This window comes from Pseudomonas sp. 7SR1 (assembly GCF_900156465.1).
GTDB lineage: Bacteria > Pseudomonadota > Gammaproteobacteria > Pseudomonadales > Pseudomonadaceae > Aquipseudomonas.
In genome coordinates this window covers 3,360,727-3,385,033 of the sequence record NZ_LT707064.1, presented here as the reverse complement: position 1 = coordinate 3,385,033, position 24,307 = coordinate 3,360,727, and the positions used below count along the sequence as shown (strand labels likewise).

At 60.0% G+C, this 24,307-nt stretch carries 26 protein-coding genes and 1 tRNA gene; 7 read left to right on the top strand and 20 right to left on the bottom strand.

The features are described 5' to 3' along the window. Positions 1 to 183: 183 nt before the first annotated feature. The 3 genes from BW992_RS15480 to BW992_RS15470 all read right to left on the bottom strand — a co-directional run bounded on the left by BW992_RS15480 (position 184) and on the right by BW992_RS15470 (position 4,296). Positions 184 to 2,373, bottom strand: coding sequence for a GAF domain-containing hybrid sensor histidine kinase/response regulator (locus BW992_RS15480; RefSeq protein WP_076406509.1), 2,190 nt, complete (start codon positions 2,371 to 2,373; stop codon positions 184 to 186). A 223-nt stretch (positions 2,374 to 2,596) separates the two neighbouring features. After that, positions 2,597 to 3,625: a sterol desaturase family protein gene (locus BW992_RS15475; protein WP_076407343.1), complete on the bottom strand. Its 1,029-nt coding sequence runs from the start codon at positions 3,623 to 3,625 to the stop codon at positions 2,597 to 2,599. Positions 3,626 to 3,714: 89 nt separating this feature from the next. Continuing rightward, positions 3,715 to 4,296: a GNAT family N-acetyltransferase gene (locus BW992_RS15470; RefSeq protein WP_072393210.1), complete on the bottom strand. Its 582-nt coding sequence runs from the start codon at positions 4,294 to 4,296 to the stop codon at positions 3,715 to 3,717. Position 4,297: 1 nt separating this feature from the next. Here BW992_RS15470 and BW992_RS15465 point away from each other — a divergent pair, with 1 nt between their 5' ends. Further along, positions 4,298 to 4,822 carry a hypothetical protein gene (locus tag BW992_RS15465; RefSeq protein ID WP_371128593.1) on the top strand — a complete coding sequence of 175 codons (525 nt, stop codon included), beginning with the start codon at positions 4,298 to 4,300 and terminating at the stop codon, positions 4,820 to 4,822. Positions 4,823 to 4,851: 29 nt separating this feature from the next. Here BW992_RS15465 and BW992_RS15460 read toward each other — a convergent pair whose 3' ends face one another. Together BW992_RS15460 and BW992_RS15455 are read right to left on the bottom strand one after the other, a co-directional pair. Further along, positions 4,852 to 5,733: an alpha/beta hydrolase family protein gene (locus BW992_RS15460; protein ID WP_072431831.1), complete on the bottom strand. Its 882-nt coding sequence runs from the start codon at positions 5,731 to 5,733 to the stop codon at positions 4,852 to 4,854. Positions 5,734 to 5,839: 106 nt separating this feature from the next. Continuing rightward, positions 5,840 to 6,637, bottom strand: coding sequence for a crotonase/enoyl-CoA hydratase family protein (locus BW992_RS15455; protein ID WP_072393216.1), 798 nt, complete (start codon positions 6,635 to 6,637; stop codon positions 5,840 to 5,842). A gap of 167 nt (positions 6,638 to 6,804) precedes the next feature. Between BW992_RS15455 and BW992_RS15450 the strand changes: the two genes are divergently transcribed. After that, positions 6,805 to 7,383, top strand: coding sequence for a TetR/AcrR family transcriptional regulator (locus tag BW992_RS15450; protein WP_072393219.1), 579 nt, complete (start codon positions 6,805 to 6,807; stop codon positions 7,381 to 7,383). A gap of 107 nt (positions 7,384 to 7,490) precedes the next feature. Then, positions 7,491 to 7,628: a hypothetical protein gene (locus tag BW992_RS27550; protein WP_371856268.1), complete on the top strand. Its 138-nt coding sequence runs from the start codon at positions 7,491 to 7,493 to the stop codon at positions 7,626 to 7,628. A 34-nt stretch (positions 7,629 to 7,662) separates the two neighbouring features. Here the strand turns inward: BW992_RS27550 and BW992_RS15445 are convergent, their stop codons facing one another. From BW992_RS15445 to BW992_RS15430, 4 genes are all read right to left on the bottom strand, one after another. After that, positions 7,663 to 7,890 carry an integrase gene (locus BW992_RS15445; RefSeq protein ID WP_072393222.1) on the bottom strand — a complete coding sequence of 76 codons (228 nt, stop codon included), beginning with the start codon at positions 7,888 to 7,890 and terminating at the stop codon, positions 7,663 to 7,665. A gap of 85 nt (positions 7,891 to 7,975) precedes the next feature. Beyond that, on the bottom strand, positions 7,976 to 8,473 hold the full coding sequence (locus tag BW992_RS15440; RefSeq protein ID WP_231991056.1) for a nuclear transport factor 2 family protein: 498 nt from the start codon (positions 8,471 to 8,473) through the stop codon (positions 7,976 to 7,978). A gap of 162 nt (positions 8,474 to 8,635) precedes the next feature. Beyond that, complete coding sequence (locus BW992_RS15435) at positions 8,636 to 9,268, bottom strand: hypothetical protein (protein ID WP_143147045.1); 633 nt, start codon at positions 9,266 to 9,268, stop codon at positions 8,636 to 8,638. Positions 9,269 to 9,444: 176 nt separating this feature from the next. Then, positions 9,445 to 9,534: transfer RNA gene (locus BW992_RS15430), tRNA-Ser, on the bottom strand. Positions 9,535 to 9,840: 306 nt separating this feature from the next. On the opposite strand from BW992_RS15430, the gene BW992_RS15425 reads away from it, so the two are divergent. The 3 genes from BW992_RS15425 to BW992_RS15415 all read left to right on the top strand — a co-directional run bounded on the left by BW992_RS15425 (position 9,841) and on the right by BW992_RS15415 (position 12,568). Further along, positions 9,841 to 10,530, top strand: a complete 690-nt coding sequence (locus tag BW992_RS15425; protein WP_076406507.1) for a crotonase/enoyl-CoA hydratase family protein — start codon at positions 9,841 to 9,843, stop codon at positions 10,528 to 10,530. Positions 10,531 to 10,737: 207 nt separating this feature from the next. After that, positions 10,738 to 11,460 (top strand): lysophospholipid acyltransferase family protein, encoded by a 723-nt coding sequence (locus BW992_RS15420; protein ID WP_072393231.1) that lies wholly within the window; start codon positions 10,738 to 10,740, stop codon positions 11,458 to 11,460. Between the two features lie 136 nt (positions 11,461 to 11,596). Further along, positions 11,597 to 12,568, top strand: a complete 972-nt coding sequence (locus tag BW992_RS15415) for a magnesium and cobalt transport protein CorA (protein WP_072393234.1) — start codon at positions 11,597 to 11,599, stop codon at positions 12,566 to 12,568. 147 nt (positions 12,569 to 12,715) lie between these two features. On the opposite strand, the gene BW992_RS15410 is transcribed toward BW992_RS15415, so the two are convergent. The 3 genes from BW992_RS15410 to BW992_RS15400 all read right to left on the bottom strand — a co-directional run bounded on the left by BW992_RS15410 (position 12,716) and on the right by BW992_RS15400 (position 16,913). Further along, positions 12,716 to 13,435, bottom strand: coding sequence for an amidotransferase (locus BW992_RS15410; RefSeq protein ID WP_072431828.1), 720 nt, complete (start codon positions 13,433 to 13,435; stop codon positions 12,716 to 12,718). Positions 13,436 to 13,521: 86 nt separating this feature from the next. Next, the gene (locus tag BW992_RS15405; protein WP_076406505.1) at positions 13,522 to 15,666 is read right to left on the bottom strand and encodes a 3-hydroxyacyl-CoA dehydrogenase NAD-binding domain-containing protein; all 2,145 of its coding nucleotides are present in this window, start codon (positions 15,664 to 15,666) and stop codon (positions 13,522 to 13,524) included. Positions 15,667 to 15,707: 41 nt separating this feature from the next. Continuing rightward, positions 15,708 to 16,913, bottom strand: a complete 1,206-nt coding sequence (locus BW992_RS15400; protein WP_072431826.1) for an acetyl-CoA C-acetyltransferase — start codon at positions 16,911 to 16,913, stop codon at positions 15,708 to 15,710. A gap of 590 nt (positions 16,914 to 17,503) precedes the next feature. Between BW992_RS15400 and BW992_RS15395 the strand changes: the two genes are divergently transcribed. Then, positions 17,504 to 18,331: a c-type cytochrome gene (locus BW992_RS15395; RefSeq protein WP_072393246.1), complete on the top strand. Its 828-nt coding sequence runs from the start codon at positions 17,504 to 17,506 to the stop codon at positions 18,329 to 18,331. Between the two features lie 4 nt (positions 18,332 to 18,335). On the opposite strand, the gene BW992_RS15390 is transcribed toward BW992_RS15395, so the two are convergent. From BW992_RS15390 to BW992_RS15355, 8 genes are all read right to left on the bottom strand, one after another. After that, positions 18,336 to 19,139, bottom strand: coding sequence for a transglutaminase family protein (locus BW992_RS15390; RefSeq protein WP_072393249.1), 804 nt, complete (start codon positions 19,137 to 19,139; stop codon positions 18,336 to 18,338). Then, positions 19,136 to 20,086 (bottom strand): alpha-E domain-containing protein, encoded by a 951-nt coding sequence (locus BW992_RS15385; protein ID WP_072393252.1) that lies wholly within the window; start codon positions 20,084 to 20,086, stop codon positions 19,136 to 19,138. Before BW992_RS15385 ends, BW992_RS15390 begins: the two co-directional genes overlap by 4 nt. A gap of 27 nt (positions 20,087 to 20,113) precedes the next feature. Next, entirely contained in the window at positions 20,114 to 21,523 is a 1,410-nt protein-coding gene (locus BW992_RS15380) for a circularly permuted type 2 ATP-grasp protein (RefSeq protein WP_076406502.1), read from the bottom strand. Between the two features lie 194 nt (positions 21,524 to 21,717). Next, a complete protein-coding gene (locus BW992_RS15375) occupies positions 21,718 to 22,059 on the bottom strand; it encodes a ribonuclease E inhibitor RraB (protein ID WP_072393259.1) in 342 nt (113 codons plus the stop codon). 202 nt (positions 22,060 to 22,261) lie between these two features. Continuing rightward, positions 22,262 to 22,498 carry a hypothetical protein gene (locus tag BW992_RS15370; RefSeq protein WP_072393262.1) on the bottom strand — a complete coding sequence of 79 codons (237 nt, stop codon included), beginning with the start codon at positions 22,496 to 22,498 and terminating at the stop codon, positions 22,262 to 22,264. 147 nt (positions 22,499 to 22,645) lie between these two features. Then, positions 22,646 to 23,257 carry an START domain-containing protein gene (locus BW992_RS15365; protein ID WP_072393265.1) on the bottom strand — a complete coding sequence of 204 codons (612 nt, stop codon included), beginning with the start codon at positions 23,255 to 23,257 and terminating at the stop codon, positions 22,646 to 22,648. Positions 23,258 to 23,335: 78 nt separating this feature from the next. Next, positions 23,336 to 23,590, bottom strand: coding sequence for a YkgJ family cysteine cluster protein (locus BW992_RS15360; protein WP_072393268.1), 255 nt, complete (start codon positions 23,588 to 23,590; stop codon positions 23,336 to 23,338). A 146-nt stretch (positions 23,591 to 23,736) separates the two neighbouring features. Beyond that, positions 23,737 to 24,210 (bottom strand): translation initiation factor 2, encoded by a 474-nt coding sequence (locus BW992_RS15355; RefSeq protein ID WP_072393271.1) that lies wholly within the window; start codon positions 24,208 to 24,210, stop codon positions 23,737 to 23,739. Between the last annotated feature and the right edge of the window lie 97 nt (positions 24,211 to 24,307).

Genomic DNA, 24,307 nt, shown 5'->3' with positions numbered 1-24,307 from the left:
TCCGATGTCCTCGCTGTAGGATGCTCCCATCGCCTTCCCCTTTCGTCGGGACCGATACCGGCAACAACCGTTGCCTGGAAAATATCGATCTTCAAGTCTTGAGACTAGCCGGTCATCAACAGACCGCTCATTCGATGCTCGCTTGACCGACGAATGGAACCCACTGTTTCAGAAGGGAAACAGTCAACCTGTACGCACGATTGCCCGGCTAAGCACCCGGGAAACCTGATCGGCCGAATAGGGCTTGGACAAGAACTCGAAGCCCTCATGGCCACTGTGGGCCAGTTCCTCGCTGTAGCCTGACGTCAGCACCACCGGCAGGCTCTCGCGGCGCCGGCGCAGCTCCTTGGCCAGGGCGATACCGCTGATACCCGGCATGACCACGTCGGAAAACACCGCATCGAAGGCCATGGCGTCCGGGCCGGCCAGGTCCAGCGCCTCCTCGGCATTGGTAGCCCAGACGGTTTCGTAACCCAGGTCCTGCAGGATCTGGTTGGCAAACTTGCCTACCTCCAGGTTGTCCTCCACCACCAGCACGCGCCGCTTGCCCTTCTCCAGGATCAGATCGACTGCTTCCTCCTTCGCGGGCTCCTTTGTCTTTTCGGCTTTCACTTCGGGAAGGTACAGGGTAAACACCGTACCCTCGCCGACCACAGTCGAGACATCGACATTGCCACCGGATTGCTTGGCAAAGCCAAACACTTGGGACAAGCCCAATCCCGTGCCCTTGCCCACCTCCTTGGTGGTGAAGAACGGCTCGAAAATGTGTTCGAGGACCTCAGGCGCGATCCCCGTGCCGGTGTCTGCCAGGGCGACGGCGACAAAAGCCTGCCCGGACCCGGCGTGGCCACGGATCGGCGGCATGCCTTTACCGCATTTGAGTCGCAGCCACAGCGTGCCCTGCCCGCTCATGGCATCCCGAGCGTTCAACGCCATGTTGATCAGGGCTGTTTCGAACTGGCTCAAGTCCGCGCGGACGAAGCAGGGACGCTCGCACAACTGCACCTTGACCTGCATGCGTGCCCCGGTGATGGTCTCCAGCATGTCCCCCAGGCTCTGCACCTGCTTGCCCACATCGATGACTTTCGGCTTCAAAGGCTGACGCCGAGCGAAGGCCAGCAACTGGCTGGTCAGCTTGGCGGCACGCTCTACCGTTTCGGACACCGCCGTCATGTAGCGCTGGCGGCGCTCATCGCTGAGGTTGGGCAGGCGCAGGAAATCCATGGAGGAGCGGATAATGGTCAGCAGGTTATTGAAATCATGGGCCACGCCCCCGGTAAGCTGGCCAATGGCTTCGAGCTTCTGCGACTGGCGCAGTGCCGCTTCGGTCTGCTGCAGCCGGGTAGTGCGCTCCTCGACCCGCTCCTCCAGCGTCGCGTTCAGTTCGGCCAGGGCCGCGAGCCCCTCGCGCACCGCCGCATCGGCACGGGCGCGCTCTATGTGGGCCCAGGAGCGCTCGGTGACCTCCAGCAGCAGCGCCAGATCGTTGGAAGACCAGACCCGAGGCGTTTTATCGTGGATCGCCATCAAGGCGGTCAAACGTCCGTTCTTGATCAGCGGGACGCAGATGGTGGCGGCGATGCCGATCGCCTGGAATGTCGCGGCTTCTTCCGGCGCCAGCTCCGCCAGGTTGTCATTGATCACCAGGGGCTTGCCGGCCCGCAGGTTGGCGACCGCCAGCCGACCGAAATCCGCCAGTCGATAGCGACCGACAATACTCGCAGACCCCACCCTGGCCCAATCGCCACGAATCGTGAAGGCGTCCTCGTCTTCTTCCATGTCCGCGTATGCGCAGTTGGACAGGTTCAGATGCGCCGCCAGGATGCGCGTGGTGGTTGCCATGATGGTCTGTGGATCGGTGGCGTTGGCCACCGCGCTGCCAATGGCATCGAGAACGGCCAGGCGCTGGGTCATGAAGACGGTGGACGTGGTCTCGGTGACGGTGTCGAGCATGCCCACCACCTTGCCGAACTGGTCGCGGATAGGGCTGTAGCAGAAGGTGAAATAGGCCTGTTCAGGGCCACCGCCCCGCTCGATGACCAAGGGGAAGTTCTCGATATAGGTCGCTTGCCCGTCGAAGGCCCCCTGCACGATGGGGCCGATCTCGCTCCATGCCTCCTGCCAGATCTCGTCGAACCCGCGACCCAATGCGTCGGGCTTGTTGCCGAGAATGGCCATGAATGCGTCGTTGTACAGGGTGATCAGCTCCGGTCCCCACACAATGGCCTGGGGAAACTGCGAAGCAAGGCTCAGCGCCACGGTCGTCTTGAGCACATCCGGCCATTGCTCCAGCGGTCCGATGGCCGTGCCGGCCCAATCATGACGCCTTACCTGGGCGGCCATTTCACCATCGCTCTGCAGCCAGTCTGTCATGCGTTCGATCCTTCCCAACTGCCTTATCATCGAAGCGAAGTGCTTGCGTCCTCAAGCCGCGCCGTATTATCCCGTGCCGGACGGGAATGTGCGATTGGAATGTGAGGCGTATAGCGCTGCGACCGAGTGCTGAACGGTAAAAAATGGCGATAAAACTACAGACGCGTCCTACACGTAATAAGGAATTTGCCTGCCAATCAGTTCCAAAGGATCAGTGGCGCTCTCATGGACTTGGCGCTTGCGGCTCGATCCGCTGCCCTCGCCTTCCCCTGATTTTGCGCACGGTTTCGACAAACGGCGTGACAATCAAGCCATAGACCGTCTGGTAACGGTCATGCTCCGGCTCGCCGGTGCCGAAGCGCAGGCTTTCGGGTTGAGAACGGGTGACATGGAGCGTGCCGAACATCCAGTCCCAGAGTGACAGATTAGTACCGAAATTCCGGTTGAAATGGCGCGGCGCGTCACTGTGGTGGATCTGATGCTGGGCGGGGCTATTGAGCAGATGCTCCATCACCGGGCCGAATGACAGCCAGACATGGGTGTGGCGCAGGTTCGCCGCAAGACCATTGAAGATGAACACCAGATAGGTCACCCCAAACAATGTGTAGCGACTGACCTCGTCGCCGCAGACATACCAGAACCCTCCGACGTACAGCCCAAGACCAGCGCCGACGGCGAGCTTCTCGACAATCTTTTCCAAAAAATGCACCCGACTCGCCGTGGCCGGCACCAGTACCGGGGCCGAGTGATGAACCTTATGGAATGCCCAGAGCCAGCGCGAGTGGAACGCCCGGTGCGCCCAGTAGTGGATAAAGTCCTTCACCAGGAACACCCCAAGCCCATAGAGCAAGGCCAGCGATAGACTCTCCCCCAGGCGCGGTCGCGCGCCCCAGAGATTGATGAAGAAAGCCAGGTAGTCTCCTGAACGCAGGATGTAAGGATCCACCAGATGGACGATGGGCAATACCAGGGCAACCTTGAGAATCGCCCGCACGAAGTAATACCGGTAATCGAGCAATGCCGAGGGATGCCAATACACCCGACTGCCGCCGATGAATTGCCAGAACGAACGGGCCTGGGTCAGGCCGCGGTGCTTGCGCGAACGATAAAGACCATAGGCAACCCCGTAGGAAGCGCAGAGGAACAAGGCCCCGAGACGACCGTTCAGGTTGAAGAGGCTGAAGAACTGTTCGCAGACGGGCTCGACGACCCACTCGATCAGTTGTTGATAGACAAGGGAAAAAGCATCCACGAAATGCCAGCCTCTGCGAAGGTGCGGCATTGTAGATCAGTCCGGCTGGGGGGAGCTCGCGTTTCTGATTGTCCTGAAACCTCAAGGATTTATTGCAGCCCCCCTGGGCGCTGTGGGTCGGGCGAAGCAGTGCTTGCCAGCCAGTTCTCCCGCGTCATTTCCCAGATGTCCTTGGGCAAAGTCCCGCAAACGAAATCCCCTTGAGCCGTTGCCACCAGACGCATGCCCTCGTGCTCCGAAATCCGGCGCGAGGCGTGATTGCCGACGGCCTTGGGGACTCGCATCGTGGGACGTCCCAGGGTTTCGAACCAAAAGACATTGATGACTTCGCAGGCTTCGCGCATATAGCCTTTCCCCTGCCATTGGGGTGCCAGCCAGAAACCTCGGTTATTGCCGGGCTGGTCATACAGACTGATGCTGCCGATGCAAGGGGACGGCTCCTCGCGCAGGCGAATCATCCAGTGCCATTCGTGCCCCGCCGCCATGGCGGGAAGTGCCTGGTCGCGAACGTACGCCAGCGCGCCGTCATCGGGATATGGCCATGGCACGCGACTGTCGAGATAACGCACCACGTCCCAATGAGGGAACAGCTGCTGGATGGCCGCTGCGTCGCTCAGTTGCAGGGGCGAGAGTAAAAGGCGTCGGGTCTGCAGCTCAGGGAAGATTTGCACGGTGAAGGTCCTTCTTCCTGTTGTCGGCTCGATAATAGCCCGACATTTCGCTGTCTCTACGCTGATCGACGATTTGATGCATTTCAACGCGCAGGGCATCCTAGGTCTGATCGCTTCATCATCGACACACCTGAAACCCAGGCAAGCCATCATGAAATCTCACGCAACACGCTACGGGTTATCGGTTCTTGCACTGCTGGTGTGCTGTGGCCACGCACAGGCAGGAACCTGGCAGATTTGCAAGATGGACCTGGAGATTACTGACGTATTGAAACGTCCATTCCCCCAACTACAAGCCAAGATCCTGAAGGCAAACCCCGCGTCAGCCTCGGTGGAATGTCCGGAGCAAGGGTCAACATTGACCTTCACGCCGGAAACCGCCGATTACCAGGCCACGCTTCCTCGCCGGCAATGGCCTCGAAAAGGGCAATCCATGCAGGTCGACTATCGCTATCTGGACGGCATCTGCAAAGGCGATGGCAATAGCCACCCGTGCCGTATCAAGCACTATCCCATCGGACGATGATCCCCATGGGATAGATTGCGGATTGACGTTCAGGCATCGCTCATTGGCCGTTGGCTCGTCTGCCAGGCTTTTTGGTCAATGAACCAGCCGAGAACCTCATCCCAGAGGGGCGCGGCGTCTGGACGGAAATAGCCCATATGGCCGATGGGTTGCTTTTTCGTTTCAGGATGCAGGTCCCGGACCCGTAACGGCACATTGCGATAGCCCTTGATGAAGGCGTCTCTCGACCGAGGCGGCGCCCATGGATCATCCACCGCGTTGGCGAACACACAAGGCGAACGGACCTGCGCGTAGCGGTCGGCGACAGCCGCCATCGATGGGTCATCGAAGAAGTAATGGGGATAGACACACCAGCGCCGCCAATCCTTGTAGACCCCCAGCGGCAGGTCGTCGCCCATTCCCAGCAGGCTCCAGGCCATGTAGCCCTTGTACGTCACGATCAGTGGCAGGACGCATCGCCACAACAGACGCACCTTGATGGCCTCCAGCCTGGGCATCCACCCGGCCCATCCGGCCCCTGTGCCAAAACAATAGGCCGCCGCGATCTTGCGGTGGTTGGGCAGCAATCCCAATGCATGCCCTCCGAAAGAGTGACCGACCCAGTACAACCCCGTCTCTGCGTCATCCATGTACTCGACGGCCGCCGCCAGGTCGCGCAGCCCCCAATCGAGGTAGGACATCTCGAAGCCTTTCAAGGAGTCGGGGGCGGACGCACCGACACCCCGGTAATCCATCGTCAGGACATTGAAGCCCTGTCTGCTGGCATGTTCGGCGAAGCGGCGGTAGAAGCGTTGTTGCACACCCGTCGCGCCCGCCATGATGAGATTGCCTTTCAATGGCCCTTGGGCCGAGTATCGGTTGGCGGCCAGGCGGTAGCCATCGTCCGCCACCAGCGTCAGTTGTTCGATCATCAAAGAATCCGCCTTAACAGGCCGCTGGGCTTCAGACAGACGCGCTATACCGCGCGCTGCCATCGGTGTCTGGTGCTGCTGCATCGCTTACCCCTGCCCTGAGGAATCAACGACCTCTGAACACCGGTTCGCGCTTTTGCATCATCGCCATGACGCCTTCGCGCACGTCTTCGCTCTTGATCAGGGTGAACAGCAGATCGTTGAGCTTGCCGAGGGCCGCATCGGCGCCTTCGTCGCGAGCCTGGAAGGCTGATTGCAGGGTGGCCTTGATCGCCAGGGGCGCAGCCTTGGCGATGCGTTCGGCGTACTCGATGGCACGCGCCAGCTCCTGCCCGGGCTCAACGACCTCGGTCAACAGGCGCATGCGCAGCGCATCGGCGGCATTGAATGGCTCGCCGGTCAGCATGTAGCGCATGGCGTCAGTCCAGCCGGCAGCCTGGGTGAAACGCACGGTGGACCCGCCGGACGGCGAGATGCCACGCAGCACTTCCAAGTGCGCGAAGCGGGCATTGCTGGCGGCAATCGCGATGTCGGCGTTGAGCATCAGTTCGATACCGGCGGTCCAGCAAGTGCCTTGGATGGCCACCACCACCGGTTTGCTGCGGCGCGGTTTCGACACACCCCACGGGTCGATGCCTTCATCCGGGTACCTGAAGCCTCCCGAAGCCAGTTTGGGGGTCAACTCCATCAGATCGAGACCCGCGGTGAAGTGCTCGCCATGGGCGAATACGACGGCGCAACGCAGCTCGTCATTGCGCTCGTACTCGCCCAGGGCCAGGGCAAGGTCGTTCAGCATGGCACTATCGAATGCATTGCGCTTACCGGCCCGATCGAGGCCGATCAGGATCAGATGACCGCGCTGCTCCCGGGTCACTCGACCCGGTCCACTGTTTGCTTCGCTCATGGAAAAAGTCTCCTGGCTTCATGGAGGAACGTAAGGGTCCGTACCAACCCATTACTTACCGAACGTTCGGTTCAAGAAAACTAAACAAACATTCGGTAACCGTCAAATTGTGACGGTCAGGCTTATGCCGTAGAATCAATTTGCATGATCGTTCGCAGGAGTTACCCGTGCGTCCACCGAAAATCCCACGCGATGTGCTTCTGCAACGCTGTGCCAATACCTTCAAGCGTCTCGGCTACCACGGCACGACCATGGATGAACTGTCATCGGCCTGCGGCCTGACCAAGGCCTCCTTCTATCACCATTACCCCAACAAGGAAGCGCTGCTGCGGGATGTGCTGGACTGGACGCACGAGCGATTGAAGCAATCGTTGTTCGCCATTGCCTTCGATGAAAACCTGCCGGTGCACGAACGCCTCGCCAGCATGGGACGCAAGGCCAAGCGACTTTTCCAGGACGATTCGATCGGTTGCCTGATGGGCGTCGTGGCAGTCGATGCCACTTATGGAAAGGTGGAACTCATGGCGCCGATCCGGCGCTTTCTGGATGACTGGGCCCAGGCCTTCGCCGAGCTTTATCGCGCCGCCCACGGCCAGGCTGAGGCGCATGGCCTGGCGCGACAATTGGTGGCCGATTTCGAAGGTGCGATTCTGTTGGCGCGCATCTACGACGACTCAAGTTACATCGATGCCGTGATCGAACGCGGCATGCGTCAGCTGGAACCTGCCAGCAGCCCGTCCGGCTGAGAGCGTGGTGCAAACAAGGCAGCCGCCATCAGGCCTGCCTTCCTCCAGGGTGTTTTGACTTCACATCCGTCTGAATTCGCTGGTGCTTCGATAACGACGAAGCCTTCGTGCTGATCGAAGGCCATATCGCCATTTCCCTCGACACCGGCGAGCGATTGGAGATGAAGACAGGCGATACCATCTCGTTCACGGCAAGACACACCGGCGTTGTGGAGTATTCGAGTTCAGCCGCAACCTCGCGGTAGTCACCAGCCCCAGCGTCGCGTCCCCCCGCTTGCCTCAACGCAGGATCAGCACGGCAGCAACCGCGATCACGGCCGTCACACCGAATACCATGCGGGCGATCCAGGGCGCGGTAAGCCAGACGCCGGTCACTCCGGCGATCTGGCCGACGTTTTTTTCCGTCAATCGGAAACTTGGCTCCCTGAACGGGTTGCCGCAATGCGGGCAAGCGTAAGCCTTGTCGGAAATTCGGGAAGCGCATTCAGGACAATCGATCAGACTCATTATGCAACCTCAGGCGTTGAGTTTCGGTTCTCAAAGACCATGCATAGCTGCTTTTGTTCTGGAGCGCCAATGCGTCAAGGCCGACTCAACCGGCTGGCTTCACGCGGTGCAGGAGGTCGTTCAGCACATAAGTGTCGAGTAAGGCGGTTACCTCGATCACTTTCCCGTCCTTGAACTTCATGTGCCACAGGTAAGTATTGTTATAGGGCTGCTGGTCCAGCGCCGTTGCCTTGCCGCTCCAGAGAACGACCACGATGTCATTTTCGGCAACAATGCTCTGGACCGTAGGGAAAATAGGCGTTGCCAGCCGGGCTGTAATGGGGCGTACGGCCCGGTCCATCAAATCTGCCTTGCTCTCGTACACTCCGGAGACGGGACTGGAGCCGGCGACTGTCCATCTGGCATTGGGCGCCAGCAGATCGAACACACTGCCTTTGCCCTGCTGCCAATTCACGAAGGACTGGTGGACCCGATGCGCGTTGGCATCCTGGCCGTAGGCTTGCGAAGCCCAAACGGCTCCCGGCAGTATCAGGCACAGCAAAAAGAACTGAAGACGCACGATCGAACTTGTCCATAGAGTCATGGCGGTTTCTCCCGGTTGATGAATTTTCTCTCCGGGAAAACCTTAACGGCACGCACTCAAAAACTTTTGCCCGATACTGCTGCGAAGTTGCCTGATGCTGGGAAAGGGCACTGACTGGCGAAACGCAATTGAACCTGGCGCTCTTCAGACGAAACCTGCTTCCTACTGTGGAGAAACGTATTTGGACAAGGTCGCCTTGAGTGCATCGGAGGCCAGGGCCGCCAGGATAGGCTCGGCATTCACCGCCATGTAGCGACCAATCCCGTCTTGCCGCTCCCTGACCTTCGGCGCGTACTTCGAGGCGCGGCCTTCGGTGGCAAGGGACGCCAACTCTTCTCCGGTAAACGACTGTTCATAGGCAGCCGCCAGGTTTTCATCCCACTTGGGCTGGTATTGCGGCAACAGTGCATTGATCTCATCGGACAGTGCGCTGTTCGCACTCGCGTTTCCCAGCTTGTCGGCGATAACCGCGTAGGTCGTACTGCTCTTGGCCGTCAAAAGCGCCAGGGAGGAGAGTTTATTGCCCATTCCGGACCGGGCAACGAGGGTACGAGCGTCATTGAGCGAAGCGGCATCGGCCAGCACGGTATTCGAGCATGCGACGAACATTGTCAGCGCAATGACAGCAGGCGACATCCTTTTCATTTTTCCATTTCCAATCGACAAACGATGTTTTGAGCGTAGTTCGAGCGTGAAGGGGCTGCCACCGAAAATGTACCGTCTGGTTAGCAAATCCATTCCACGCCTGGACAGTAGCAAATCAAAAACGACTATCCAATGACGGCGACGGGCCATTCAACCATCATCGGCACGCCAGCATCCGACCTCCATACCCACCCCAGCCGGCCAACTCGACGCAACTGCGGACCGTCGGCATCGATCGGGGCCCCTATCGCTACTTTTTTGCAGGCACCAGAAAACACAAACCCCCGATTTTCTCTTGAAAATCGGGGGTTTGTGTTCAACGAATTTGGCGGTGAAGGAGAGATTCGAACTCTCGATACAGTTTCCTGTATACACACTTTCCAGGCGTGCTCCTTAAGCCACTCGGACACTTCACCGTGTCTCGGCAAACTGTTCAGTCTGTCGAGGCGCGCTAATGTAGTCGAAAGCTTTCCTGATGGCAAAGGTTTTTTTGAGAATTTTCATGCGCTTAAGATGGACGACGATTTGAAATCCAGCGGACATGGCAAACCGGACAATCTTTGGGTCGGTCTGTACGCGATGTGATGGCCCCCAGCGCGGCCGATTGGGTGGAGCAGGCTGTTTAGGAGGTCCGGCACTGACCGGTGAGTCAGTCACGGCGCTTTACCTGACCTGCGGTGGTGGGTAACGTCTGCATCACTTCTCTTACAAGGAATAGCGTCATGAGCGATCTGATTGCCTACCATCTCGAAGACGGTATCGCGACCCTGACCTTGAACAACGGCAAGGTCAACGCCATTTCGCCGGATGTGATTACCGCGTTCAACGTTGCGCTGGATCGGGCAGTGGCGGATCGGGCGGTGGTGATCATTACCGGCCAACCGGGCATTCTGTCGGGCGGCTACGACTTGAAGGTGATGACTGCCGGCCCCAAGGAAGCGGTGAGCCTGGTCACGGCGGGCTCGACCCTTGCCCGTCGCCTGTTGTCACACCCCTTCCCCGTCATCGTCGCGTGCCCGGGCCATGCAGTGGCCAAGGGCGCTTTCCTGCTGCTTTCGGTGGACTACCGCATCGGCGTGGACGGGCCTTTCAGCATCGGCCTGAACGAGGTGCAGATCGGCATGACCATGCACCACGCCGGAATCGAACTGGCCCGTGATCGCCTGCGCAAGTCTGCCTTCCATCGCTCGGTGATCAACGGCGAGATGTTCAATCCACAGACAGCGGTGGATGCCGGCTTCCTCGACAAGGTGGTATCGGCCGAAGAGCTGCAAGGGGCTGCGCTGGAAGCGGCACGTCAGTTGAAGAAAATCAACATGAACGCCCACAAGCAGACCAAGTTGAAAGTACGCAAGGCTCTGCTGGACACGTTGGACGGTGCCATTCTGCTGGACCAGGATTTCCAGGTTTGACATCTACACCCGCGAATCGAAGCCCGGCCCACGTGTCGGGCTTTTTCATGTTGCGTTTAAAAATCCCCGGCCGCTCTAGCCTGCTTCTGACGCGTCCATCCGTGGGCACGCCGTCGAACATCGCCCATCTCCTTCCTGCAGGGCAGTAATTGCCGAAAACAGTGCACATCCGTACACTGCGCCACCTTTGTCCCGATGGGCCTGTAGATGTTGTTCGTACTGCGTATGTTGTTGCTGGGCCTGCACTTTATCCTCGCGGGTGTGCTCGGCCTGATCCTTGGCGTCTGCCGACCGTTCAATCCGGACAACAGCCGTTTATGCGCCCGGCTGTATGCCTGGCCCGCGATGTGGATCCTGGGCCTGCGGCTCAAGGCCGGGGTGGATACGCTGGCGAACAAGCCTCGGAGCTGCGTGATCATTGCCAATCATCAGTCCAACTATGACCTGTTCGTCTTCGGCAGCGTGGTGCCGCGGCGCACCGTGTGCATCGGCAAGAAGAGTCTGAAATGGGTGCCGTTGTTCGGGCAACTGTTCTGGCTGGCGGGTAACGTGCTGATCGACCGGGGCAACGCGATCAAGGCACGCCGGGCGATGCTGACCACCACCCACACGTTGCAGCATGAAGATACGTCCATCTGGGTATTCCCGGAGGGTACGCGCAATCTTGGCCATGAGTTGCTGCCATTCAAGAAAGGCGCCTTCCAGATGGCGATCGCCGCCGGGGTACCGATTGTCCCGGTGTGCGTCAGCAACTACGTCAACCACATGCGCCTCAATCGCTGGCGCAGCGGTGACATTCTCATACGCTCATTGCCAGCAATTCCTACAGCCGGGCTGAGCATGGAAGACATGCCCCGGCTCATGAACCAATGCCGTGAGCAGATGCATGAATGCATCGAGTCGATGGATCGACAGATCCGCAAATCCTGAACGAAACCCGCCCCACGGCGGGTTTTCTTTTGCCGGCGAACTTGGCGGATTTTGCTGACTCTCAAGCATCAGGGCGCGCTAAGCTGCGCATCGCATAGCCTGTCACTGCCATTTCCAAGAAAAGTGAACCACCACCATGGGTAGAGTCGTTGCCGCTGCGGTCTACAGCGCCGGTAAGAAAGTCACCAATATCACCCTCGATGAAGGCAGCACCTGGGCCGCCAAACCCGATCATTTCGTATGGATCGGCCTCGAGGAGCCCAATAACGAGGAACTGACCAACCTGCAGCGCCAGTTCAACCTGCATGAACTGGCGATCGAAGACGCCATGGAGAAGCACAGCCGCCCGAAGCTGGAGACCTTCGGCGATGCGCTGTTCATTGTGACGTATTCACCGGTACGCAAGGACGGCAAGCTGCAGTTCATCGAGACCCATATCTTCGCTGGCAATGGATACATCATCACCGCCCGTAACGGCCACTCGGCGTCCTACGCCTACGTGCGACAACGCTGCGAGGCCCGTCCCCTGCTGCTGGAGCATGGGGAAGACTTCGTTCTTTATGCCATCCTCGACTTCGTGATCGAGAACTACCAGCCAGTGGGCGAAGCCATTCATGCCGAGATCGATGAGCTGGAACAACATGTCCTGTGCAGCGCCCTGAACGAACGGGACATCCAGAAACTCCATGGCTTGCGACGGGACGTCTTACGGCTGCGTCGCTACGCGGCGCCGATGGTGGAAATCAGTGAAGAACTGCAGAGACTGAGCTTTCCTTTCATCGACAAGAACATGCGTCCTTACTTCCGCGATGTGCAGATCCATGTCACGCGGCAGATGGAAGACCTGACCACCCTGGCGGATATCGCCAGCCAGACCATCGAGGTCGGGGTATTGCTCGAAGCGTCGCGCCAGAGCGTGGTGCAGCGCAAATTCGCAGCGTGGGCCGCGATCCTCGCATTTCCCACGGCGGTGGCCGGTATCTACGGGATGAACTTCGAGAACATGCCAGAGCTGACCTGGCATTACGGCTACTTCATGGTGCTGGGAGTGATCGCGGTGGGGTGCACCGGGCTCTGGGCGAGCTTCAAGCGATCGGGGTGGTTGTAGAGCGGTCCAAAGGCAGGATTTCCTGGATGACGCCCGAAGCCATGGTGCAGGGCGTTGCGCAATGCTGCCCGGTCAGTCGGCATCGATAACGGACAGGCCGCCCCTTCTCCAGACAAGCCCGCCCTCCGACTACCCTTCCTGCGACGCTTACCCCTGGGGCTTATGGGCGACAAAACGCATCATCCATTCCGCCACGGTCGTGCCGTGGTGCTCCTGTTCGAGGCTTGCCACACCCTGGCTGTAGACCTTTTCGCCCAGGTGTTCCTGGCGAATATCCAACAACGCCCGGGAATAGTCGTGGATGAATTCAGGATGGCCCTGGAAACACAACACCTGATCGTCGATGTGGTAGGCGGCGAACGGGCAGAAATCGCTGGAGGCAATGACCGTGGCGTTTTCCGGAAGCTGGGTGACCTGGTCCTGGTGGCTGATCAGCAAGGTCAGCTCTTCCATCACCGGGCTCATCCATGGCGCCTTGGCTGCCAATTTGTAGCGATGGGTGCCTACGCCCCAGCCCTGGGTCGCGCGCTCGGTCTTGCCGCCAAGCAACAGCGCCAGCAACTGATGCCCGAAACAGACGCCCAGCAATTTATCGCCCCGCTTGTAGCGATCCAGCAGGAAGGCCTTGAGGGTTTGAATCCACGGATCGGTGCCAAAGGAGTCAGCCTTGCTGCCCGTCACGAGATAGGCATCGAAACGCTCGTCATCGCTGGGGTAATGGCCTTGCATCACGTTGTAGACGACGAATTGCGCCTCGATGGGCTGCTGCGAGAACAGGCGCTGGAACATCTGCCCGTAGCCCTGATATTGATCGGCCAATTCCGGACGCAGGATATCGGTCTCCAAGATGCAGATGCGTAGCGACATAAAAAATACCTGACACGGTGATGGGAATATTGCACACCCAAGAGCCTGCCTCGAAACACTGTTCCAAGGCAAGCCCTTCCTCGTCGTCAGAACAGCTCCTGCTTCGCGGCCTTTTCCAGCAACAGGGCCGGCGGAGCGAAACGCTCGCCATATTGCTCGGACAGATACTGGGCGCGAGCAATGAAATCCTTCAGGCCGTACTGGTTGATGAACTGCAACGCGCCGCCGGTCCATGGCGCGAAGCCGATGCCAAAAATCGAGCCGACGTTGGCATCGGCCGTCGAATTGAGCACGCCCTCTTCCACACAACGCACCGTCTCCAGGGCCTGGATGAACAGCAAGCGGTCACGGATATCCTGCGCTGAAATCCGCCTGCCCGCCTCCTCGAAATGCATCTTGAGTCCCGGCCACAAGTGCTTCGGCCCGCTGGCCGGGTATTCGTAGAAACCCGCTCCAGCGGCCTTGCCTGGGCGCTTGCATTCATTGAGCAGCCAATCGATTACCGCGAACGCGGGATGCTCGATGGGGGCTTTCCCTTCCGCCTCCAGATCCTGAAGGGTCTGGGCGCGAATATGACTCATCAGGCTGAGGGAAACTTCATCAGAAACCGCCAAGGGGCCGACCGGCATGCCGGCCTTGCGTGCTTCGGTCTCGATCATGGGCGCACTCACGCCCTCGCCGAGCATGGCGATGCCTTCCTGGGCGAAGGTACCGAAGACCCGTGATGTGAAGAAGCCGCGACTGTCGTTGACCACAATCGGCGTCTTGTGTATCTGCAGGACGAAATCGAAACTGCGCGCCAGGGTTTCATCACTGGTACCGGCGCCCTTGATGATTTCCACCAGGGGCATTTTTTCCACCGGGCTGAAAAAGTGCAGGCCGATGAACTTCGTCGGGTCCGGTACCGCCGTCGCCAGGCCGGTGATAGGCAATGTCGAAGTGTTGGAGGCAATCACGGCGTCGTGCCCTGCCAGAGCCTGGGCGGCGGCCGAGACCCTGGCCTTCAGGGCGCGATCTTCGAACACCGCTTCAATGATCAGGTCGCAGCCGGCGAGGTCGGCATCGCGGTCAGTGGCATGAATCCGCGCCAGCGTGGCTTCGTGTTGTTGCGCGCTGATCTGCCCGCGGTCGACCTTGCTGTCGAGCAAAGCCGCCAGACGAGCCTTGCCCTTCTCTGCCGCGGTCAGGTCGATGTCCTTGAGGACCACCTCGATGTTGGCCTGGGCGCAGACACCGGCAATACCGGCGCCCATCATACCGGCTCCCAGCACGCCGACTTTTTTTGTCGAGAACGGCGCAAAGCCTTGCGGACGGGAGCGTCCGGCCTTGATCTCGTTGAGCTGGAACCAGAAGGTACCGATCAGGTTCTTTGCCACCTGGCCGGTGGTCAGTTCGGTGAAATAGCGGGTTTCGATCAAGTGCGCAGCGTCGAAGCTCACCTGTGCGCCCTCCACCGCTGCACAAAGGATTTTCTCCGGCGCCGGCAGGCAACCCTGGGTCTTGTTGCGCAGAATCGAAGGTGCAATCGCCAGCATCTGCGCCATGCCCGGGTCGGATGGCGTGCCCCCCGGAATCCGATACCCCTTCAAATCCCAGGGCTGGAGCACATTCGGATTGGCGAGTATCCAGGCGCGAGCCTTGGCCAGCAACTCGTCACGGTCGCCTGCCAGCTCATCGATCAACCCAACCTGCAAGGCTTGCCGAGCGGTGACCCTCTTACCCTCCAACAGATACGGCAAGGCTTTCTCCAAGCCAAGCAGACGCACCATCCGCACCACCCCGCCACCGCCCGGCAGCAGGCCGAGGGTGACCTCCGGCAGACCGATCTGCACGGATGGATCGTCCAGCGCCACACGGTGATGACAGGCCAGGCAGAGCTCCCAGCCACCGCCCAGGGCCGCGCCGTTGATAGCGGCCACCACCGGCCTGCCCAACGTTTCCAGGGCGCGCAGTTGCGCCTTGAGAGCCAGGATCATGTCGTAGAACGCCTTGGCCTGGTCCTTGCCGACCTTGACCAGTTCGTTGAGATCGCCGCCAGCGAAGAAGGTTTTCTTGGCGGACGTGATGACCACCCCGGCTATGCGGTCCTTTTCAGCACTCAGTCGGGCGATGCAGGCGGCCATGGCCTCGCGGTACACCGCATTCATGGTGTTGGCACTCTGGCCCGGCATATCCAGGGTCAGGACGACAATCCGGTCGGGGCCTGTTTCGTAACGTATGGCATCGGTCATCGATAGCGTTCCTAAAAAAATACGGTTCCTTGAAGACGGGCTCAGAGACGCTCGATCACCGTGGCGATGCCCATGCCACCACCGACGCACAGGGTCGCCAGGCCATAACGCAGGCGACGCGCCTCCAGTTCGTCGAGCAAGGTGCCGAGGATCGCGCACCCCGTCGCCCCCAAGGGATGGCCCAGGGCAATGGAACCGCCGTTGACGTTGACCTTCGTCGGATCGATGGCCATGTCCTTGATGAATTTGAGCACCACCGAGGCAAACGCTTCGTTGACCTCGAAAAGGTCGATGTCCTGCACCCGCAAGCCGGCCTTGGCCAAGGCCTTGCGGGTAGCTGGCGCGGGACCGGTGAGCATGATGGTCGGGTCGGTGCTGGTGATGGCCGTGGCGACGATCCGTGCACGGGGTTGCAAGCCCAGGGCCCGCCCCTTGGCTTCGGAGCCGACCAGCATCAGCGCCGCGCCATCGACGATCCCGGAGCTGTTGCCCGGCGTATGCACATGATCGATCCGCTCGACATGGCTGTAGACCCTGAGTGCGGTGGCATCGAATCCCATCTGGCCCATGGCCTCGAAACTCGGCTTGAGCTTGCCAAGACCCTCAAGGGTCGAGTCGGCGCGAATGAATTCATCCTGATCCAGCAGCGCCAGGCCGTTCTGGTCCCGCACCGTCACCAGGGATCGATCGAACGAACCGTCCGCCCTGGCTCGCGCAGCCTTGTGCTGGGAATGCAGTGCATAGCGGTCGACATCCTCCCGGCTGAAACCTTCCAGGGTGGCAATCAGGTCGGCGCCAATGCCCTGGGGTATGAAATGCCCCGACAGGTTGGACTGCGGATCCAGCGCCCAGGCCCCGCCGTCGCTGCCCATGGGCACCCGGGACATGGATTCGACGCCACCGGCCACCACCAGGTCTTCGAACCCGGAGCGCACTTTCATCGCCGCCAGGTTCACCGCTTCCAGGCCCGAGGCACAGAACCGGTTGAGCTGCATGCCCGCGACACTGATATCCCAGCCTGCCACCACGGCGGCGGTCTTGGCGATGTCGGCGCCCTGGTCGCCCACCGGTGTCACACACCCGAGCACGATGTCATCCACCTGGCCGGTATCCAGGTCCATGCGCTGCTGCAGGGCATTGAGCAGCCCACTCACCAAACTCACCGGCTTGACGCTGTACAAGGCACCGTCAGCCTTGCCCTTGCCACGGGGCGTGCGCAACGCGTCGAAAATCAAAGCCTCGGTCATGACACCCTCGAACCGCAGTTGTATGCAAGGCCTCCAACCATAAGCCCAGCGGCAGGGGATTCAATGACCACAGCGCTCAACAGCGTTGACGACCACGGTCAGACGAACGGTAGCGAGCTATCGGGTTAACCGTTTCAGGAGAGCGAACTGTCTAGCAAAAGGTCCTTCAGGTAGATGGCAATAGGCCTCATAGCGTTTTGATAACTGCTGGTTAAAAACTGATACTAATTGGATCTAAGCCAAGCCGGCTGCGGCCCCTAATGTAATCCTTGTACAAGAGAGTCGTCGGGTTTTGCCGAGGCGCTTGTCAGACAGGAAGTGCAACGCCAGCCGTCATGGAGTTATGCAGGCTGGCTCAGGAAATAACAAAAAAGGCGGGTCAGCCATGTTCAAACATACGAAAGTTCGTCAAGCCGGACTCATTCTCTTCGCCACGACGCTGCTGTTGATTCTGCCGAATATCCCCAAGATGATCGGCTGAATCCGTACGCGGGCAGTTGCCTCGATACTGTGTTTCTCGCTAAAAAAAGCGACAGGCTCGTTGTTCGGGCCGCAGTGGCTGTGCCAACCTTTGCGGCACCCCACTCGACATGGAAGGCGATCCATTGAAGGCTCTCATCATGCTCGGGGCGTTGCTGCTCGGCACGCCCCTGTACGCCGCCCAGCTGACGCTGGAACTGGGCGCGAATACACGCACCTGGCAAACAGAAGAACTGCTCAAGCATCCGCAAGCCCGGACCGTACAAATCGCCGAGGACGTCTCCTACAAGAAACCGATGACCTACCGCGCCGTGCCGCTGACGGAGTTGTTGACCGGCATCCAGCCGGACGATCATCTGCAAGCCGTGGCACTGGATGGCTTCGCCGCCGAATTGCCCGCTGCGCCCTTGTTGAACAAGAGCGGCGCACGCGCCTGGCTGGCGATAGAGGATCCGGCCGCGCCATGGCCTCCACTGGGTGAAGGCAAGCACAGCGCCGGGCCTTTCTACCTGGTCTGGACCGATCCGCAGGCGGGCCATATCAGCCCCGAGCAATGGCCCTACGCGGTGGCGAGCATCAAGCGCCTGCCAGCGGTAGCCGAACGCTTCCCTGCCCTGCTGCCGGCGCCTACCCTGGCCAAGGACGATCCGGTCAACAAAGGCTTCGAGCTGTTCCAGAAAAACTGCCTGGCGTGTCACCGCCTCAATGGCGCGGGCGACGCACAGTTCGGTCCGGACCTGAATATTCCCTTCAATCCCACCGAATACTTCTCGGGGGACTTCCTCAAACGCTACATCCGCGACCCCCAGAGCCTGCGCCGCTGGCCCCAAGGGAAGATGCCAGGGTTCTCCGCAGCGGTGTTGCCGGATTCGGAACTGGACCTGTTGGTGGGTTATCTGAAGCACATGGCCGGACGCAAACAGCTGCCGAGTCCATGAGGCATCATTGTTCCTGCCAGGCAACCACCGTAGCCGGCGTCACGACCACCCGGGCCCGCATCTGCTCGCAACCGCCATCGCGACGCATGCCCCGTACCGGGCAGGCGTCGAGGTAATCCAGGCCTACGGCCAGTTTCAAGTGTCGCTCCGGGCGGGCCAGTTGGTGCGTGACATCGAAGCTGTACCAGGCGTCGTCGAGCCAGGCTTCGGCCCAGGCATGACTGGCCAGGTGCTCGCAGCCGTCGCTGTACACATAGCCAGACACATAGCGCGCCGGCACGCCCAGACTGCGGGCGCAGGCCAGGAAGGCGTGGGTATGATCCTGGCACACCCCGCTGCGGCCGGCGAACGCCTGTGCCGCGCGGGTCTCGACCTGGGTCGAGCCCGGGGTATACGCGATGTGCCGGTTCAGCCCGTGCATCAGGTCGATCAGTGCCACGCGGTCACGCCGTTGCCCGCACTGCTCATGGGCGAAGTCACGCAAGGCCTCGTCCGCTTCGGTCAGCCGGGTGAACCGCAGGAACGGTAGCGCCGAGCGTTGCTCATGCTCGGCCTCATGCGAGGGATCGATATCGACCTGGCCGCGTGCACCAATGATGATGGTTTCGTGGGGCTCGTCCAGGGTGAGCACATGGAGAATATTGCCGAACGGATCCAGCTGGGAACGCACCGGTCGAGGCAAGTCGAGCTTCCAGCTCAGCACGTGCTGGCGTTCGCTGTCTTGGGGTGTGAGGCGCAGGTACTGGATGCTGGCGCGAACCTGATGTTCATAGTGGTAGGCCGTTTCGTGGCTGATCGAGAGTCTCATATGACCTCCAGGTAGGAACGGTGGATCGCGTCGCCCAGCTCGCGGACCCTCGGGATGAACTCCGTGAGCCAGGCATGCAGACCTCCATCAAGGATTTCATGGATACCGGTATAGCGCAGGCGTGCATCCATCTGCGCCGCCAGGCGTTGCGCCGGCCGCCCATTGGTCCCTGGCAGGCTGGCCAGGATCTGGTCGATTTCCTCGGTGCAGGCGCGCAGCGAGCGCGGCACATCGGCACGCAACAACAGCAACTCGGCCACATGGCGGGCTCCGGGGGCATCGCGGTAGATCTCGGTATAGGCTTCGAAGGAAGACAGGGCACGCAACACCGCGCTCCACTGATAATACGCATGGGCCGTGCCGTCGCTGACGGCGTCAGCCTGGTCGCCGGCCATCTCATAGCGGGCATCGAGCAGACGCAGGGTGTTGTCGGCCCTTTCGATAAACGTTCCCAGGCGGATGAACCTGAACGCATCGTTGCGCATGACGGTGCCATAGGTTGCCCCCCGAAACAGGTGGGACCTCTCCTTGATCCATTCACAGAAACGGCTCAGCCCGTAACGCCCCAGGCCCTGCCCGGCAATATCGCGGATATCCAGCCAGGTGGCATTGATGTTTTCCCACATGTCGGCGGTAATTCGCCCACGCACCGCATGGGCGCTGGCCCGAGCCGCCCCGAGGCAACTGTAGATACTGGCGGGGTTGGCGGCCTCCAGGGCGAAGAAATGCAGCAATCGCTCGGCATGCAGATCGCCGTGTCGCTCCCGGTAGTCATCCAGCGTACCGGTGATCAGCAAGGGCATGGCCAACTCGTGCAGGCCATCGCCATGACCGTCCTGGGGCATCAAGGACAGCGAATAACTGACGTCGAGCATCCGGGCGAGATTTTCCGCCCGCTCCAGGTAACGTGACATCCAGTAAAGGTCCGAGGCGGTTCTACTCAACATGGCAGGCTTCCTGGCATCGTAGCTCCCTCATTGCTCGACCACCCAGGTGTCCTTGGTGCCACCACCCTGGGACGAATTGACCACCAGCGATCCTTCGCGAAGCGCTACGCGGGTCAGGCCACCGGGCACTACCCGGGTTTCTTGGCCGGACAACACGAACGGTCGCAAATCGATGTGGCGCGGTGCGATACCGTTCTCGACGAAAGTCGGGCAGGTGGAAAGCGATAGCGTCGGCTGGGCGATATACGCATGCGGCCTGGCCTTGATCCGCTCCCGGAATGCGTCGATCTGGGCCTTCGTCGAAGTAGGCCCCACCAGCATTCCATACCCACCGGAACCTTGGGTTTCCTTGACCACCAGGTCTGGAAGGTGCGCCAGTACATGGGACAGATGGACAGGATCACGACACTGCCAGGTGGGAACGTTCTTCAGGACCGGTTCTTCATCCAGGTAGAAACGGATCATATCGGTGACGAACGGGTACACCGACTTGTCGTCCGCCACGCCGGTACCGATGGCATTGGCCAGCACCACGTTGCCGGAGCGGTAGGAGGACAGGATCCCCGGCACGCCGAGCATCGATTCCGGATTGAAGGCCAGCGGATCGAGGTACGCATCGTCAAGGCGCCGGTAGATCACATCCACCGCTTTCGGCCCGTCGGTGGTACGCATGAACACCTTGTCATCGCGTACGAACAGGTCCGCGCCTTCCACCAGCTCCACGCCCATTTCCCGGGCCAGGAATGCATGCTCGAAGAATGCACTGTTGAAACGCCCCGGCGTGAGCACCACGACGCTGGGATCTTCCAGCGCGCTGGCGCTTCTCAGGGTATCGAGCAGCAGGTTGGGATAATGGTCGATGGGGGCGATGCGCTGGGCCGCGAACAGTTCGGGGAACAGCCGCATCATCATCTTGCGGTCTTCCAGCATATAGCTCACGCCACTGGGCGTACGAAGATTGTCCTCGAGTACGTAGTACGTGCCATCCCCATCGCGTACGAGATCGATACCGCAGATGTGGGCATAGACGTCACGATGCAGATCCAGGCCTTGCATCGCCAGCTGATATTGTTCGTTGGCCAACACCTGTTCGGCCGGGATGATGCCGGCACGGATGATCCGTTGCTCATGGTAGAGGTCGGCCAGGAACATGTTCAGCGCCCGGACCCGTTGGACGCAGCCACGCTCGACGACTCGCCATTCGCTGGCGGGAATGCTGCGCGGGATCGTGTCGAAGGGAATCAGGCGCTCCGTTCCCTGCTCATCGCCGTAGAGCGTGAAGGTAATTCCCGCACGATGAAACAACAGATCGGCTTCGCGCCGCCGCTGGGCCAGGAGCTCCTCCGGCGCTGACGCCAGCCAATGGGCAAACGCCCGGTAATGCGGGCGAACCTGACCCTCGGCATCGTACATTTCATCAAAACCGGCGCGGCTCATGCCGTTCTCCCTGTCATCCGACATCAAGGCATCGCGGCCCTCTCCTGCGCCGCTGGTTCGTTGCGGCGCAGGAGCTTCGCTCCCCTGAGCATAGACATGGAAAAAGAACCCGGCCCGTCCCGGATACAGTTGGGTACAAAACGAAAAACGGCCGGCCCAAAGGCCAGCCGTTGTCAGTTGTCGCGGATGAATCCTCAGGCCTGGAAGCGCCGGATTTCCTGCTTGACGCCCCAACCCTCGATGACACCGCCCAAGGGCTCCACAACCGCTTCGAAGTCTTGCTCGAAGTCCCCGATGTCATCGTAGGTGGCGTACATCACCCGACTCAGTTCCAGTGACCAGCCACCGTCATCCCGTGGACTGATCTGTGCATTCAGGGACTCACCCCGAAATTGACCCGCCGCCCTGCGCGCCCGCTCCTCATCCGGGAAGATGGCGTAGAACTCGATGGGATGGAATTGTGAAAAATCGAACCCGCCTTCTTTCATGCGGCGCAACACACGGGTGCTGATGTCTTCTTGATAGGCTGTGCTCATGAAACGTCCTCCTCAAATCGATGGATAGACTTTCCGTCTTCCCGCGCAGGCAATCCGGGGATTGCGTGCAACACGGCATCAACTGACCGTCGGGACACAAGCATGTAGCTGACAAGACCAGACCTTAGCGATCTCTTCGCTGATCTCGTTTGCAGAGTAGTCGCAAGTCATGGCCACTGCCAAGCGGGGCCAGGCCACGATTTCATGAAATCGGTTTAATACTGATGATTTCGATGCTGTGCTGGGACTTGAGATTCTTCACCGTGGGATCTTCTGTCCTTCCTTCCAGGTCATTGAGATCCAGCTTGGCGGACACCGGGAGCAATCTTTCACGAATCAGCTGAGCTGCCTGCTCCATAGTGGGTTCCTGGTCATGGTCGAACTGCTCGGCGATGGCTTCGCCGTGATCATCAACGAAAGTGATCTCCCACTTGCGCATTGGTGTCTCCTCGATCAATTCATCGTCGGGCTTACCTCTATCTCGACCTTGAAGGCTGAACGATCGTTCCGCCGGGTACTGGGCGGTACAGATGAAAAGACCGCCTCGCGGCGGTCTGTCGATGCTGTTTGCAGACAATCTCGCCGATTACTTCTCTTCGGCAAGCTTTTTCAGGGCTTTCAGCGTATTGAATGGCGCATCCACCACGAACTTGTTGGCCAGCCAGGACGGTACATCCCCACCTGGCTCAGTATGGACCTGATAGACCACTTCGACCTGGCCCGGGCCCTTGGGCGTCAACTTCCAGAACCCGTCGACCTGGGTCACCCGCACGAACCCCTTTTCTTCTGGCCGATAGGTTGGCACACCCTTGAGGTTACGGGTCAGGCTTCCATCGGCACCGTTTACAGTGGTGACTTCCAGCACCGAGTCCCGTGACGTGACAGGCCACGGCGTGTTGAACTGGGTGTAGGTCCAGCTCTTGTCGCCTTCGTGCTTGATCAGTTCCTGCTTCTTGCACTCGTGGATCCAGGCACAGGCCCCGGGAACGTCTTCCTGCAGGGCGCGTAGTTTGTCCACCGTGGTGTTCATGACGGTGACGCCACGGTAGGCCTTGTATTTGGAGCCGGCCACTTCACTGAGGGAAACCTTGATGCCGTCCTGCTCCTTGGCGACTTTCCAGTCTTCGGCCTGGGCGCTTGCCGTCGCCAACAGAACGACCAGACCACACGACACAGCCATACGATGCAGCGAACCCATAGTGTTTTCCTTATTGTCGAAGTCCGTTCATTGAGTTTTGTCATCGGAACGAATCGCCAGGACCCGTCCGTCGACCCGTTACGCTGCGGTGACTTGTTCCCACCATCCGAGCAATCGAATGGCTTCTTCACGACTGCTGCCGCAAACCTCGATGTCGGCCGCGAATCCCGAGCAGACCGCCGGACGTTCCGGCTGCCCGAAGATCTGGCACAGGTTATCGACTGACAGCTGCACGCAACGTTCGCCGGCAGGCTTGCCATGGGGCATGCCAGGGATCGACGAACTGATGGAAGGGGCAATGCAACAGGCGCCACAGCCTTCACGGCATTTCATGACGTCGACATCCTCACGACAGGTAACGGATTCATAACGCAACACAGAGTAACGGCTAAAACGCTCGTTTTAAATTGCCGTGAACGCGTTTTTTCGCTCAATGCAGACGACCGGACAGTCAGCGACGGCTCGATGGCCATCAGGTTTCACTGTTTGAATTCGAAGTCCAACGCGGCCCCTTCAACCTCGTTGCGTTCCTGATTACGCAGCGGAAGCTGCATTTCGTTGCTCAGCAGACGACCGTTGAGCTGGAACGGACCAGGCTTCTCTCCAAACATCGACGGCAGCAGCGGCTCACGTTTGGGCAAAGGGGCTTTTCCCGGCGGCTCCAGCTCCTCGACCATTTCATGAGGCAGGCTCAGGTCCAGTCTGGCCGCAGGCAGGGGAGTCTTGGCGATTTCCCGGGCCGACTTGGTCTTGGAGGCAATGGGCGGTCGTTTCTTCTTCGGGGAGACCGCTTTTTTGGCAGGAGCCTTTTTCGCCGCCACTGTTTTTTTGGACACGTTGTTCGTGGCGCTGGCGGCCGGTTTCTCCTGCGCTGGCGCAGCCAGAACGCCTTCGGCATGGAAGGCGGTCAGCAGGCCGATCAGAACCCAGGCGGCAGGAGCAATGACTTTCATAAATACAATGGCAGCTACGACAGAGGTACCCATGCTCGCCCGATAATGGGGCGCTGACAAGCACATCAATCCAAGGTGCTGATCTTCAAGCGGATTT